Below are 13,967 nucleotides of genomic sequence, written 5' to 3' on the forward strand. Positions count from 1 at the left end.
TCCAACCCAGGGCATTCCTGATGCGCACCGGTCACTTCAAGGAATCCTACGCCTCCCTGGTCGCCCTGAACGACAGCCACGTGGTTTGGGCCTGGACGGCCGTCCTTCTGGCGGGCCTCCTGGCCCTCCCCCTCTTTGCCGGAAACTATCCTCTGTCTCTGGCCTCTGCCGCCTTGATCGCCGTCGTCGGCGCCGTCGGGCTGAACCTGTTGACCGGCACCACCGGCCTGATTTCCATCGGCCAGTCGGGCTTCCTGGCCATCGGCGCCTATACCAACGGCCTCCTGCTGGCGGATTACGACTGGCCGCTCTGGGCGACGATGCCGGCTGCGGGCATTCTCTCGGCCTTGATCAGCCTCCTGGTCGGGATCCCCTCCCTGCGGCTCAAGGGTCTGTATCTCGCGATCACCACCCTCGCCTTCGCCTTTATCGTCACTCACATCATCCTTTACGCCGAGGACATCACCCATGGTCCCAACGGCGTCTTTCTGCCCAAGGTCACGGCCTTCGGCTTCGATCTTTCGCGCGATCGCCCCTTCTTCTATTTCACTCTCGCCTTCACCATCCTGGCGATCCTGCTGGCGCTGAACCTGTCGCGGACCCGCATCGGCCGCGCCTGGATGGCCATCCGCGATCATGATATCGCCGCCCGTGTCATGGGCATCGACCTAGTGCGCTACAAACTGCTCGCCTTCATGATCTCCTCCTTCATCGTGGGGATTGCCGGCGCGCTGATGTCGCTGCAGATTCGCTTCGTCAACACCGACGTCTTTGGCCTGATCCTGTCCATCGAGGCGCTCGCCATGATCATCCTCGGCGGCCTCGGCTCGATCGCCGGCGCAGTGCTCGGAGCGGTGTTCCTGTCGCTGCTGCCGGAGGTGATCCGCCTCGCCTTCGAGACCTTTGGCGATCCCTCCTCCACCACCTACACGACCTATGTCTACGAGATCCGCGGCATCGCCTATGGCGTCGTCATCGTCGCCTTTCTGCGCTTCAAGCCGGAGGGGCTGATCGGACTGTGGAGGGATGCCAAGCGCTACTGGACGAACTGGCCACTAGCATACTGAACCCGCGTCAACGAAACGCGACACTGGGAGGAAAAGAGCATGCGCATGAAATCACTGGTCCTGGGCTTTGCGGCCTTGCTCATGTCGAGCAGCGCCTACGCCGCCGATCCGGGCGTCACCGACACCGAGATCAAGATCGGCGACGTCAACATTCTGACCGGCCCGGCCTCCTTCATCGGACGCGCCGTGTCCGTCGGCTCCAAGATGGCCGCCGCCGAGATCAACGAGGCGGGCGGCGTCAATGGCCGCAAGATCGTCATTGCGACCGAGGATGACGGCTACGTCCCGGCCCGCTCGTTCCAGGGCCTGAAGAAGCTCATCGAATCCGATGAGATTTTCGCCCTGAACGGCACGTCGGGAACCGCCAACATCCTGGCCATGCTGCCGCTGATCGAGGAGAACAACCTGCCGACCGTGGTCACCACCACACCGGCCGAGCTCGTCTACAAGCCGGTCCGGCCGTCGGTGTTCGTCATCGGTGCCCGTTATGTGGACGCCTTCTACGGCCAGCTCAAATACATCCATGACAAGCTTGAGCCCGCCAATCCCGTCTACGGCCTGATCCGTCAGGACGACGATTTCGGGGTGACGGTCGAAGGCGGCTACGACCGTGCCGTGAAGGAATTCGGCGTGAAGGACGGGATCCGCCTCAAGTTCAAGAGGGGCACGACGAACTTCTCCGCCGAGGTCCTGCAGCTGCGGGCCGCGGGCGTCAACGTCCTCGCCAATGGCGGCATCATCGCGGGCGCTGCCAACATTCTCGGCGAGGCGCGCAAGCTCAGCATGGACATGCAGGTGGCCTCGGTCTGGAGCGAGGACATGCCGCCCTCGGTCAAGCTCTCCGCGCCTGCGGGCTACGCCTATCTCGTCGGCGATTACGTCGCCCTGAATGACCAGGCAACCGACGCCTTCGACGCGACTGCCAAGAAATATCTCAGTGAGGGCGAGGTCGCTGCCATCAACCGCTACTCCTACATCACCTATGTCGGCCTGAAGGTTCTGGCCAAGGCGATGGAAGGCTGCGGCAAGGAGCTCACCCGGGCCTGCACAATTGAGCAGCTCAGGAAGATCAAGGACTTCGACACCGGCGGCCTCACGGCTCCGATTTCCTTCGACAATGATCTTCAGCTCTCCGGCACCTCGCTGAAGATCTACCAGCTGGACCCGAAGACGCAGAAATTCACCACCCTGCAGGACTTCACGGATTTCAGCGCGAAGTGAATTTGAGGACAGAACCCCTCCCTCTCTCCCTGCGGGAGGGGGAGGAGCCCGGCGCGGCTTGCGCCGTGATCGTCTCCCTATGATCCCGGCCGCAGAGCCGGGATGACCCTGAAAGAAGATAATGCCGAACCCTCCCTTCCCCCGGGTCCTCATCGCCAATCGCGGCGAGATCGCCGTCCGCATCCTGAGGACCTTGCGTGATCTCGGCATTGACGGCGTCGTCGTCTATCACGCCGCCGACCGGTTGAGCCCCGCGGTCGCGGCAGCGGCACGGGCGGTCGAAATCACGGGCCCGACCCCCGTCGCCGCCTATCTGGATGGCGAGCAGATCATCGCTGCAGCCCTGGAGACCGGCGCCCAGGCGATCCATCCCGGCTACGGCTTTCTCTCCGAGAACGCAGCCTTCGCCCGCAAGGTGGCGTCCGCCGGCCTGACCTTCATCGGCCCGACGCCCGCAGCGATCGAGCTCATGGGCGACAAGGTTCGCGCCCGTGCCTTTGTTGAAAAGCATGGCTTTCCCGTCGCCCCCTCGGCCATCGAGGACGACGATCCGGCAACCTTCGTGGAGCGCGCGCGGGCGGTGGGCTCGCCCTTGCTGATCAAGCCCTCGGCGGGCGGCGGCGGCAAGGGCATGCGCATCGTCCGCGACCTCGCAACACTCGAAGACGAGATCACGCGCGCCCGCTCCGAGGGCCAGCGCTATTTCGGCGACGGCAGGCTCTATGTCGAGCGCTACATCGAAAACCCGCGTCACATCGAGGTCCAGGTCCTCGGTGATGCCCAAGGCAATGTCGTTCACCTCTTCGAGCGCGAATGCTCCGTGCAGCGTCGCTTCCAGAAGATCGTCGAGGAAAGTCCCTCCCCGGCCCTGACGCCGGACCAGCGGGCAAAGATTTGCGAGACCGCCGCGGGCATCGCCCGGGCCGCCGGCTACCGCAATGCCGGCACCGTGGAATTCATCTATGGCGCTGGAGAGTTTTTCTTCCTCGAGATGAACACCCGCCTCCAGGTCGAGCATCCGGTCACCGAAGAGATTACCGGGATCGATCTCGTGGCCCAGCAGCTGCGCGTGGCCGCGGGTGAGCCCCTGTCCCTCCGGCAGGAGGACATCACAGCCACCGGCCATTCCATCGAATATCGGATCTATGCGGAGAGCGCCGCCCAGGGCTTCACGCCCACCACGGGGAAAGTGCTGAAATTGGCGCTCCCGGCCGATACCCGTATCGATCTCGGCATAAGCGAAGGCCAGCAGGTCACCTCGGCCTTCGATCCCATGCTGGCCAAGCTGATCGTCCACGCCGCCACCCGCCCAGAGGCCATCGCGAAGGCCGACCGCGCTTTGGCCGGATTCGCCCTGCTCGGCTGCGAGACGAACACGGCCTTTCTGCGGCGTCTGAATGCCGATCCGGCCTTCGCCGCGGGCGAGGTCCATACCGGCTTCCTCGATGCCAACCCCCACCTCGCCGAGGAGCCCGCCCCGTCGTCCGAGACGGTAAGGCGCCTCCTGGCGACCGCAGCGCTCCTCACCCGCCCGGTGCGCGATGCCGCCGACGCCATCCCGCCGCTGCACTCCGCCATGGGCGGCTGGAGGAATTGATGAGTGCTCTTTGCATACCACCCGTCATCCTCGGGCTTGACCCGAGGATCCAGGGGCCAGGTAGAACACGCCTTGCCCTGCAGTCCTGGATCCATGGGTCAAGCCCGAGGATCACTCTGAAAAAATGGACGACTTCCCTCTGCCTCTTCCTGCGGAGGCCCGCGAGGCCGTCTCAAAGGACGAACCGATGACCCACGTCTTCACCCTGGGTGACACAGAATACGCCCTCTGGCTTGCCCGTCGCGACGGCCTTTACAGCCTCGCCCTCGACGGCATCGAGACCGCCATCGCCCTCACGCCGAATGCCGACGGCACCGCCATGCTCACCCTCGGCGCGGTCAGCACCCCCGTCCTCGCCGCCGTCGACGGCGATATCCTCTACATCCATCTCGACGGTGCGACCCACACCCTGCGTTATCTCGATCCCATTCGTCGCCACGCCAGTCATTCCGGCGCCTCGGCCGAGGACATCATCCAGGCGCCCATGCCGGGCACGGTGATCGCCCTCCACGTGGCGGCCGGCGCGACGGTTCTGCGCGGCGAGACCATGATCGTGATCGAAAGCATGAAATTGGAGACCGCCATCAAGGCACCGCGTGACGCCGTCGTCGACGCCGTGCATGTCGCCCAGGGTCGCACCTTCGACCGCGGCAATCCCTTGATTACCCTCGCGCCTGCCGCCGGAGACTGACATCCATGCGTATTGAAAGCCGCCTCGATACCGGCTCCGAGGAATTCCAAGCCAATCTCGCGCATAACCGCGCTCTCATCGGCGATTTTCGCGCCCGTCAGCACAAGGCGCGCTTCGAACGGCCCACCCGCGACTTCGAGCGCCTGAAACGTCAGAACAAGCTCTTCATCCGCGAGCGGATGGAGTTGCTGCTCGATCCCGGCACGCCGTTCCTGGAGCTGTCGACCCTGGCGGCGAATATGGAATATGGCGGCGAGGTCCCGGGCGCCGGCAGCCTGACCGGCATCGGCATCATCGCCGGCCGCGAGGTCATGATCCACGCCGACGACGCCAGCGTCAAAGGCGGCGCCTGGTATCCGCTCACCATCAAGAAGATGGTGCGCGCCTTCGACATCGCGATCGAGAACCGCTTGCCGATCGTCCATCTCTGCGACAGCGCCGGGGGGTTTCTGCCCCTCCAGGCCGATCTCTTTGCGGACAAGTATTTGGCCGGCCGCCTGTTCCGCAATCAGGCGATCCTGTCGAAGCTGGGCGTGCCGCAGGTCGCCATCGTCCTTGGACACTGCACCGCCGGCGGGGCCTATATCCCCGCCTTGAGCGAGTACAATGTCATCGTCCGCGGGACCGGTGCCATCTTTCTCGGCGGCCCTCCTTTGGTCAAGGCGGCAACCGGCGAGGAGGTCTCCGTCGAGGACCTCGGCGGCGCCGATGTCCACACCAGTATTTCAGGCACCGCGGATTATCCTGCCGACAGCGAGCAACAGGCGATTGCCATCGCCCGCGACATCGTCGCCCAGTTCAAGCGCCCGGAGAAATGGACGCTCGAGACGCTTGCGCCGGAGCCCCCTTATTATGACCCCGACGAGCTCTACGGCATCATTCCGCGCGACATCAAGGTTCAGTTCGACATGCGCGAGGTGATCGCCCGCATGGTCGACGGCAGCCGCTTCCATGAATATCAGCCGGCCTATGGCACGACCCTCGTCTGTGGCTATGCCCATCTCTGGGGCTTTCAGGTCGGCATCCTCGCCAATAACGGGGTCCTCTTTAACGACTCGTCGCTCAAGGCGGCCCACTTCATGCAGCTGTGCAACCAGCACCGCGTCCCCATGATCTTCCTGCAGAACATCACCGGCTACATGGTCGGCCGCGAATATGAATGGCGCGGCATCACCAAGGACGGCGCCAAGATGATCATGGCGGTCTCGGGCTCGGAGGTCCCCAAATTCACCGTGATGTGCAATGGCTCCTTTGGCGCCGGCAATTACGGCATGGCGGGCCGTGCCTTCGATCCCCGCTTCCTCTTCACCTGGCCCCAGCATCAGATCTCGGTCATGGGCGCCGAGCAGGCCGCCAATGTCCTGGCCGACATCAAGATCCGCCAGCTGAAGCTCCAGGGCGAAAGCTTGAACGCCACCGAGATCGCGGCCATCCGCGAGCCGATCCTGGATGAATATCGCCGCCAGTCCAGCGCCTACTATTCGACCTCCCAGATCTGGGATGACGGCATTCTGGATCCGGTTGATACTCGCAACGCCTTGGGGATGGCGATCAGCGTCGCCCTCAACGCGCCCATCCATAAGCCGCATTATGGCGTCTTCCGCATGTGATCTTTGGAGAAGACATGTCCCTCCCCGCTTTGCTTCGAAACCGCTTGAAGGCCCCGATCATCGCAGCCCCCATGTTCTTAACCTCCGGGCCGGATCTGGTGGTGGAGACCTGCCGTGCCGGTCTTCTCGGCACCTTTCCCGCCCTCAATCAGCGCACCAGCGAAGGCTATGAGGCCTGGCTGGACGAGATCGAGCATCGCCTGTCGGCCTTTCCCGATGCCGTGCCGTTCGGCGTCAACCTCATCGTGCACAAGAGCAATGACCGCCTCGACGCCGACCTTGCCTTGACAGTGAAGCACAAGGTGCCGGTCGTCATCACCTCTCTCGGGAGCCGGCCGGAACTCGTGCAGGCAGTCCATGCCTATGGCGGCATCGTCTTCCACGACGTCATCGGCATGCGCCATGCGGCGAAGGCAGCCGAGTCGGGGGTCGATGGGCTGATCGCCGTCTGCGCGGGCGCCGGTGGCCATGCCGGCACTTTGAGTCCTTTCGCGCTGATCCCCGAGCTGCGGGCCATCTTCGACGGCACGATCATCCTCGGCGGCTGCATGTCCACGGGCCGCCAGGTGGCAGCAGCCCACGTCCTGGGGGCCGATCTCGCCTATCTCGGCACCCGTTTCATCGCGACGCGCGAGAGCATCGCCCCGCCCGATCACAAGCGCATGATCGTCGAGGGTCGGGCCGCCGACATCATCTATACGCCTGCCGTCTCGGGAGTGCCGGGCAACTTCCTCAAGGCGAGCCTCGCGGAGGCGGGCTTCACGGAGGACATGATGATGTCTCCTGCAAAACTCGACTTCGGGACGAACAGCGGCGAAGCCCGCGCCTGGAAGACCCTGTGGTCCGCCGGCCAGGGCATCGGCTCCATCGACGATATCCCCACCACCGCAGACCTGTGTGCCCGATTGATCGCGGAATATCGCGAGGCCCTCAGCCCCCTGAAGGCTGCCTAGAGACGACCCGATTGGAACCGCGGAGGCCGACCCCATGACCCCCCCATCGATCTGGCGCGCCGGCCGCCTCACCGTCTACGAGCTCTTTCGGATCGCCGCTCGGCGCGACCCGGAGGCCCTCGCGGTGGAGCATAAGGGAGGCACCGTGACCTACGGCGCGCTGCATGCCCGCGTGCTCCAGCTCGCCGCCCTCCTGGAGGCCCGCGGTCTCGCCCGCGGCGACCGCGTTGCCATCCTGTCGGAGAACCGCCTCGAATATATCGAACTCGAGCTGGCGGCTGCGCGCAACGGCCTGATCGTCGCCTGTCAGAACTGGCGCCTGTCGCCTCGCGAGTTGAAGCACTGCATCGAGCTGGTCACCCCGAGCCTCGTCTTCGTCTCTGCCCGCTATGCCGACACTTTCGCGGGGCTGGATCTCCCGATTCCCGCCATCGCCCTCGACACCGACTATGCGGCGCTCCTGGCGGAGGCCCCGCCGCTTGGCCCGGATCCCGAGGTCGATCCCGAGGACGGCCTCGTCATCCTCTATACCAGCGGCACCACGGGCCTGCCCAAGGGGGCGCTCATCAGCCATCGCGCCGAGATCGCCCGCATGACCGTGAATGCCATGGACCTGAACGTGACCCCGCAGGATGGCTTCCTCGCTTGGGCTCCTTTGTTCCATATGGGCTCCACCGACCAGACCCTGGCTGCCCTCATGACGGGCGCGGCCGTCATCATCGTCGATGGGTTCGACGCCCGCGCCATCGTGGACGCCATCGCCCGCCACAGGCTGGGCTGGCTCCTGCTCATGCCGGGCTCCATCGAGCCCGTGGTGGAGATCCTGCGGAGCGAAGGCATCATCCCTGCCGGCGTGAAGGTGGGCGGGGCCATGGCTGATCTCGTGCCCCTGAAGCTCATCGCCGAGCTGTCGGGCCTGTTGCGGGCCCCCTATTTCAATTCCTTTGGATCGACCGAGACGGGCATTGCGCCGGGCTCCGGCGCTCTGCTGGCGGCCGGCGAGGTTCCCCGCTCGCTCTCGAAGCGCCAAAGCTCGCTCTGCGAAGTCCTGCTGGTGGATCCCGATGGCACGCCCGTGCCTGACGGCGAAGCCGGCGAAATCGCCATCCGCGGTCCCACGGTCTTTTCCGGCTACTGGAATGCCGAGGAGACGAATGCGCGCGATTTCCAGAACGGCTATTTCCGCATGGGCGACCTGTTCCGGAAGAATCCGGACGGCACCTTCGACTTCGTCGATCGCGCCAAATACATGATCAAGTCCGGAGGCGAGAACATCTATCCCGCCGAGGTCGAGCGCGTCCTCCTGTCCGACCCGCGCGTCGCCGATGCGGTCGTCGTCCGCAAGCAGGATGCCAAATGGGGCGAAGTCCCCGTGGCCTTCATCGCGCGCCACAGCGAGGATCTGACGGAGGCGGAGATCGAGATCCTCTGTCGCCGTGACCTTGCCGGCTACAAGCGTCCGCGCGAGGTGCGCTTCATGGCTTTCGCGGATTTTCCGCGCTCGACGACCGGCAAGATCCTCCGCCACGAATTGGAGAAGCTCCTGCGCTGACGGTTCACGCCGAGTGCACGTCCTCGATCCAATGGAACAGCTTCTCGAAGCCGCCGAAGGGATAGAGATGGGCGCCGTCGATCTTGAGCGCCGGCTGCTCCTGCTGGAGGCGTCCGAGCTCTGCGACCATCTCGTCGGGAGTGGAGACCGTGAGCAGCTTCGTGACGTTCAGGGCCTGCTTGCGGATCATCCGCGCCGAGGCCCCGACGCCGCACATTAACGCATATTTGACCAGCGTCTTGACCGTTGCCGGCCCCGGAATCCCCACCCGGATGGGCAGCGTGATCCCGGCCGCCCGCAAGCTGCGCGCCCAGATCGCGACCGGCTCCGCCTGGAACAGGAACTGCGTCGCCAGATAGGCCTCCAGCCCTTGCTCGCTTGCATGCGCCTGCTTCAGGAGCAAGGCCTCCATCAGCGCGCCCTCGCCATGCACCTTGGTGATGTCGGGATTGCCTTCCGGGTGGCCGGCCAGCCCGATCGTCTTGATCCCATGCCGTTCGAACACGCCCGTGCGCATGACTTCGATGGTCGAACTGAAGGGGCCGGCAGGTTCGAGCCCGCCGCCGACGGCGAGCACCTGGGTTACGCCCGCTTCCCCGCTCAAGCGGCGCATGCGGTCTTCCAGCGAAGCCTTGTCCGTGATGAGCCGGGCGGGCACGTGGGGCACGGGCTTCAGGCCGTGCGCTGCCAGGGCCTTTGCCGCTTCGATCTGCTGGGGCACGTCCGCGGGATCGATGAGGGCGATATAGACCTCGGTCCCCGCGCTCAGAGAGCGCCTGATGGTCGCGATCTTGTCCACTTGCCTCGGGGTGATCTCGACCGAGAACCCTTCGAGAAAGTCGCGCGCCGGGTTCATTCTCTCCTCGGTGGTCGCAAGCGGGCTGGCCATCATGGCGGCGTCCTTGTCGGCGAAAGCGGGATGTGATTTGGTGCCGCTACAGTGCCGATCTTCACCCTGTATGACGCGCTTGGAAGCGACTTCGAAGCGGAGAATTGCGACCGGCGCAACTGCGGTGTAAAGCGTCGCATATGGCGATCTTGGAAAACCAGGAAAACGCGTGCACTGTGGACGCGATACTCGCGCGAACATGTATCGGACAATATTCGGAAATAGAAAAAGCCCGTGAGAACATAGTCGAGCTGTGAGTGACGGCCCGCTTTCTCAAGCACTCCTTTGTGGAACCATCGATGTTTGGAAGCCCCTCTCGCGATTTGCCTCAACGCTTCGCCTTCGTGCTGCTCCCGGAATTCTCGATGATGCCGGTCACGTCCGCGATCGAGCCTTTGCGGCTCGCCAACCGTGCCGCCGAGCGCCAGCTCTATGACTGGTCCATGTTCTCCGTGGACGGACAGCCGGTCGCCGCCTCCAATGGCATCGTCATCACGGCAGTCGGGAATCTGGAGGCGATCGGCGAGCATGCGACGGTCGTGGTCTGCGGCGGCATTGACATTCAGAAACATACCGACCGGCGGGTCATCAACTGGATCCGCAAGGCGGCGCGTCGTGGAATGGATATTGGCGCCCTCTGCACGGCGAGCCATGTGCTCGCGGAGGCCGGCATCCTCAGCGGTCACCGCTGCACCATCCATTGGGAGAACCTTCCCGGCTTCTCCGAGGCGTTTCCGGACCTCGACGTGACGGGCAGCCTGTTCGAGATCGACCGCGACCGCTTTTCCAGCGCCGGCGGGACCTCCGCCATCGACATGATGCTGGCCTTGATCGGCAAGCAGCATGGACCGGATTTGGCGGCGGAGGTCGCGGAGAACATCCTGCATTCGCCGATCCGCCATCAGAGCGAGCATCAGCGCATGTCGCTGCCGGCCCGCATCGGCGCGCGCCATCCAAAGCTGGTCAGCATCATCGACCAGATGGAGCAGAATTTGGAAGAGCCGCTCAGCCCCAGCATCCTGGCGCGCCAGGCCGGCCTCTCCACGCGTCAGCTCGAGCGGTTGTTTCGGCGCTATCTCGAGCGCTCGCCCAAGCGCTATTATTTGGAGCTCCGCCTGCGCAAGGCGCGCTCCCTGCTTCTGCAGACCGACATGTCCGTGATCAATGTGGCACTGGCCTGCGGATTTTCGTCGCCCTCGCATTTCTCGAAATGCTACCGGGCCTTCTTCAGCCGCACTCCCTACAGGGAGCGGGGCCTTCCCTCCATGGATCCGACCCTGCCGGAGGTCGCTGCGGAATAGCGCGGGAATCAAAAGCGGGTCCCGAAGGACCCGCTCTCGAGTAGTGCCACCCGCGACCGGGGGCTATGGGCAAGTGGCACTCACCGAGACGAAGAATACTGTCTCAGCATAGCAGACGCGTAAGGCAATGCAAGTGTAGACAGTGGCTTTGACAGAGAATTACGCAGCAATATTGCTGACTTGTAAGGTCCCCTGATTATTTTGCTGCACGTTTCATTGTGCTATCCTGCGGCCGGGAGCCGGAGTTCTACGAGAAGACCTCCGAGTTCGGACGAACTTAGATTCAAAAATCCGCCATACATGCCCGCCGCCTCTGCGACGATGGAGAGCCCGAGCCCCGAGCCGGGCTTGGTTTCATCAAGCCGATGTCCCCGCTTCAGGGCCTCCGCTCTCCGCTCCGCCGGCAGCCCCGGCCCGTCATCATGCACCGAGATCGTCAGCCAATTGCCTCGTCCTCCCGATCGGCTCGGCGCTTGAACGGCGCGCACCAGAATGGTGCCGTTCGTCCATTTGAAAGCATTGTCGAGAAGATTGCCGACCATCTCCTCGAGATCTTGTTTCTCGCCGCGGAATCTCAGCTGCGTCGAGATTTCGGTATTCACCTGGATATTTCTCTGGATATTGATCCGCTGGAGGGTGCGGACGAGCGCATCGACGACGGGAGCGACATCCGTGACCGCACCCAGGCTTTGCGCCCGCGCCGCCAGCCGCGCCCGATCGAGATAAAGGTTCACCTGATCGCGCATGACCTGCAATTGCTCGACGACCTTCTGTGCCAGAGGACCTTCATTGCTGTTGGCCTCGTTGGTGAGCACCGAGAGCGGGGTCTTCAACGCATGGGCGAGATTGCCAACTTGGGTCCGGGCGCGATCGATCACCTCGGAGTTCGACTGAATGAGCGCGTTGAGCTCCTGCGCGATGTCCTCGATCTCGACGGGGAAGGATCCGGTGATCCGGTTGGCCGATCCGGCGCGAATGCCGCTGATTTCTCTCTGCAGCTGGCGCATGGGCCGCAGCCCGTAGCGCACCTGCACGAAGATCGCGGCCATCAACCCCATTCCAAGCAGTGTCAGCACCAGGATGAGGGTATTGGTGAAGGCGGAGATCTCGGCCCGCAATTCGTCGAAATTTCCCGCGACGACGAAGGAATAGGCGTCATCCGACCCGAACAGTCGGTAGCGCTGCTCGATCGCCCGCAGACGGCGGGAATCCGCATCACTCAGGAAGAAGCGGGCCAGCCCGTTTTCGTCGCGCGTCTCGAGCGCCCCGGGGGGGATCTCCAGACGCTGTTCCAGCAGGCTGTCGGAGGGGAGGTTCTGCGGTTGGGCCGAGTCGACGGAACTCACCTGCCAGTACCAGCCCGACAGAGGCAGGCCGAAGCGGCTGTCGGCCAGCGTCTCCCGCAATGTCAGCGTGCCGTCCTTGGTGAGCTCCACCGAGGCCAGGAGGCCGTCCAGCACAGCCTGGAGGCGCGCATCGAAATTGCGCTCCACCGCCTCTTGGAACAGCGACGACAGCAAGACGCCGGCGGCGAAGATGATGATCACGCTGATCAGGGCGGCTGAAGCGATCAGCCGGAAGGTGAGTGAGTTAAGCCGCATCGTCCGGCTCGGCCAGGCAGTAGCCGAGACCCCGGATGGTCCGGATCATGTCATTGCCGATCTTCTTGCGCAGGCGCCCGATAAAGACCTCGATCGTGTTTGAATCACGATCGAAATCCTGGTCGTAGAGATGCTCGACCAGCTCCGTGCGCGACACCACGCGGCCTTTGTGATGCATGAGATAGGCGAGGAGGCGATATTCGAGGGAGGTGACCTTCACGGCACTGCCATCGATGATGACGCGGGCGCCGCGGGTATCCACGAGCAGCGGCCCGCATTGCATCTCGTCCGTCGCATGCCCGGCATTACGCCTGAGCAGCGCCCGGATCCGCGCCAGCACCTCTTCCATGTGGAAGGGCTTTGCCACGTAGTCGTCGGCGCCGGCATCGAAACCGGCGACCTTGTCGCTCCAGCGGTCTCTGGCCGTGAGGATGAGCACGGGCATGTTTCGCCCGTCGCGGCGCCATTTCTCGAGGACGCTGACCCCGTCCAGCAGCGGCAGGCCCAGATCGAGCACGACGGCGTCATAGGGCTCGCTGTCGCCCAGGAAGTGCCCCTCTTCGCCGTCCGAGGCCGCATCGACCACATAGCCGGCATCCGTCAGTGCGGCGACCAACTGCCGGTTGAGATCGGGATCATCTTCGACGACCAGAAGCCTCATGCTCAGTAACCTACAACCTGTCCCGTCCGGGCATCGACGACGATGATCCGCACGCGTTCATCGTCCCGGACTTTGACAAGATAGACGGGGTCGCCGCGCTTCGAAAGCTGAACATCGAGCAATTTGCCCGGAACGACCTTCTGAGCCGCGCGCGCCGCGGCGTATTTCGTGACCAGATGGCTCTTGGTGTCTTGGATGACCACGACCTCGGCGGTGTCAGTCTCGGCGGCTTGACCGGGAAACGGCAGGCGGGCGGCGGAGACCTGTGTCGCGGCGACTATCATGAGCGCCGAAGCTATGGCGAGGTCCTTGAGCGTCATTGCCATCTTGCGTGGGTGTCCGTGACGTCTCTTATGAAGCAAGGGCTGAATGCAGCATGAACATGGGTCGGGGACCCTTGCTCGGAGCCTCGAAGGCGGACCTTCCGCCGCCGCGCCCGGCGGTTCTCGGGACGAGGGGTCGGTGCGAAAACACTGGCTGCGACACGTCCACTCCCCTGTCCCTGTCGATTGCGGCGCCAAGCTAACCCGTGGCCTGGGTCGCTGCAATGTCCTTCATCGCCCCCCGCTCAGAAACGGCATGACCTTGGCAGCCAGGGCGCCCACCATGCCCGCAACCGAGCCGAGCAAGAGCAGGATCTTCCATCCCCCGCTCACCGAGACGATGGCGTCCCGCACCGCCCTGAGGTCGGCGCGCATCTCGCGCATCTCCTCCTCGAGCCGTTCGACCTTGACGTTGATCTCCCCCAGCTCCCTCTCGACGGAAAGTCCGTTCATGTCACCTCGCATTTCTGTCCCCTCTGCGGGGGCGGGAGGGAGAATCCG

General features: G+C 64.1%; 13 protein-coding genes. 8 read left to right on the forward strand and 5 right to left on the reverse strand.

Going from position 1 to position 13,967, the window contains the following annotated elements; genetic code table 11:
* Window positions 1-20 precede the first annotated feature (20 nt).
* The 7 genes from FKM97_RS08525 (at window position 21) to FKM97_RS08555 (ending at window position 8,691) form a co-directional block, all read left to right on the forward strand.
* Window positions 21-1,067, forward strand: a complete 1,047-nt coding sequence (locus tag FKM97_RS08525; protein WP_144291977.1) for a branched-chain amino acid ABC transporter permease — start codon at window positions 21-23, stop codon at window positions 1,065-1,067.
* Window positions 1,068-1,112: 45 nt separating this feature from the next.
* On the forward strand, window positions 1,113-2,288 hold the full coding sequence (locus FKM97_RS08530; RefSeq protein ID WP_205014831.1) for an ABC transporter substrate-binding protein: 1,176 nt from the start codon (window positions 1,113-1,115) through the stop codon (window positions 2,286-2,288).
* A gap of 121 nt (window positions 2,289-2,409) precedes the next feature.
* The gene (locus FKM97_RS08535; RefSeq protein WP_144291979.1) at window positions 2,410-3,885 is read left to right on the forward strand and encodes an acetyl-CoA carboxylase biotin carboxylase subunit; all 1,476 of its coding nucleotides are present in this window, start codon (window positions 2,410-2,412) and stop codon (window positions 3,883-3,885) included.
* A gap of 124 nt (window positions 3,886-4,009) precedes the next feature.
* Window positions 4,010-4,576 (forward strand): acyl-CoA carboxylase biotin carboxyl carrier protein subunit, encoded by a 567-nt coding sequence (locus tag FKM97_RS08540; protein ID WP_205014838.1) that lies wholly within the window; start codon window positions 4,010-4,012, stop codon window positions 4,574-4,576.
* 5 nt (window positions 4,577-4,581) lie between these two features.
* Window positions 4,582-6,186 (forward strand): acyl-CoA carboxylase subunit beta, encoded by a 1,605-nt coding sequence (locus tag FKM97_RS08545; RefSeq protein WP_144291980.1) that lies wholly within the window; start codon window positions 4,582-4,584, stop codon window positions 6,184-6,186.
* 14 nt (window positions 6,187-6,200) lie between these two features.
* The gene (locus FKM97_RS08550) at window positions 6,201-7,139 is read left to right on the forward strand and encodes an NAD(P)H-dependent flavin oxidoreductase (protein ID WP_144291981.1); all 939 of its coding nucleotides are present in this window, start codon (window positions 6,201-6,203) and stop codon (window positions 7,137-7,139) included.
* 34 nt (window positions 7,140-7,173) lie between these two features.
* Window positions 7,174-8,691 carry a class I adenylate-forming enzyme family protein gene (locus FKM97_RS08555; RefSeq protein ID WP_144291982.1) on the forward strand — a complete coding sequence of 506 codons (1,518 nt, stop codon included), beginning with the start codon at window positions 7,174-7,176 and terminating at the stop codon, window positions 8,689-8,691.
* A 4-nt stretch (window positions 8,692-8,695) separates the two neighbouring features.
* On the opposite strand, the gene FKM97_RS08560 is transcribed toward FKM97_RS08555, so the two are convergent.
* Window positions 8,696-9,583, reverse strand: coding sequence for a methylenetetrahydrofolate reductase (locus tag FKM97_RS08560; protein WP_144291983.1), 888 nt, complete (start codon window positions 9,581-9,583; stop codon window positions 8,696-8,698).
* A gap of 296 nt (window positions 9,584-9,879) precedes the next feature.
* On the opposite strand from FKM97_RS08560, the gene FKM97_RS08565 reads away from it, so the two are divergent.
* On the forward strand, window positions 9,880-10,881 hold the full coding sequence (locus FKM97_RS08565; RefSeq protein ID WP_144291984.1) for a GlxA family transcriptional regulator: 1,002 nt from the start codon (window positions 9,880-9,882) through the stop codon (window positions 10,879-10,881).
* Between the two features lie 221 nt (window positions 10,882-11,102).
* On the opposite strand, the gene FKM97_RS08570 is transcribed toward FKM97_RS08565, so the two are convergent.
* From FKM97_RS08570 to FKM97_RS08585, 4 genes are all read right to left on the reverse strand, one after another.
* Window positions 11,103-12,482: a sensor histidine kinase gene (locus FKM97_RS08570; protein WP_144291985.1), complete on the reverse strand. Its 1,380-nt coding sequence runs from the start codon at window positions 12,480-12,482 to the stop codon at window positions 11,103-11,105.
* Complete coding sequence (locus FKM97_RS08575; RefSeq protein ID WP_144291986.1) at window positions 12,472-13,143, reverse strand: response regulator transcription factor; 672 nt, start codon at window positions 13,141-13,143, stop codon at window positions 12,472-12,474. Before FKM97_RS08575 ends, FKM97_RS08570 begins: the two co-directional genes overlap by 11 nt.
* A 2-nt stretch (window positions 13,144-13,145) precedes the next feature.
* Window positions 13,146-13,469, reverse strand: a complete 324-nt coding sequence (locus FKM97_RS08580; protein WP_144291987.1) for a PepSY domain-containing protein — start codon at window positions 13,467-13,469, stop codon at window positions 13,146-13,148.
* A 228-nt stretch (window positions 13,470-13,697) separates the two neighbouring features.
* On the reverse strand, window positions 13,698-13,919 hold the full coding sequence (locus FKM97_RS08585; protein ID WP_144291988.1) for a hypothetical protein: 222 nt from the start codon (window positions 13,917-13,919) through the stop codon (window positions 13,698-13,700).
* Window positions 13,920-13,967: the final 48 nt, after the last annotated feature.

Origin of the sequence: Rhodoligotrophos appendicifer (genome assembly GCF_007474605.1) — a bacterium.
In the GTDB taxonomy this organism is placed as follows: domain Bacteria; phylum Pseudomonadota; class Alphaproteobacteria; order Rhizobiales; family Im1; genus Rhodoligotrophos; species Rhodoligotrophos appendicifer.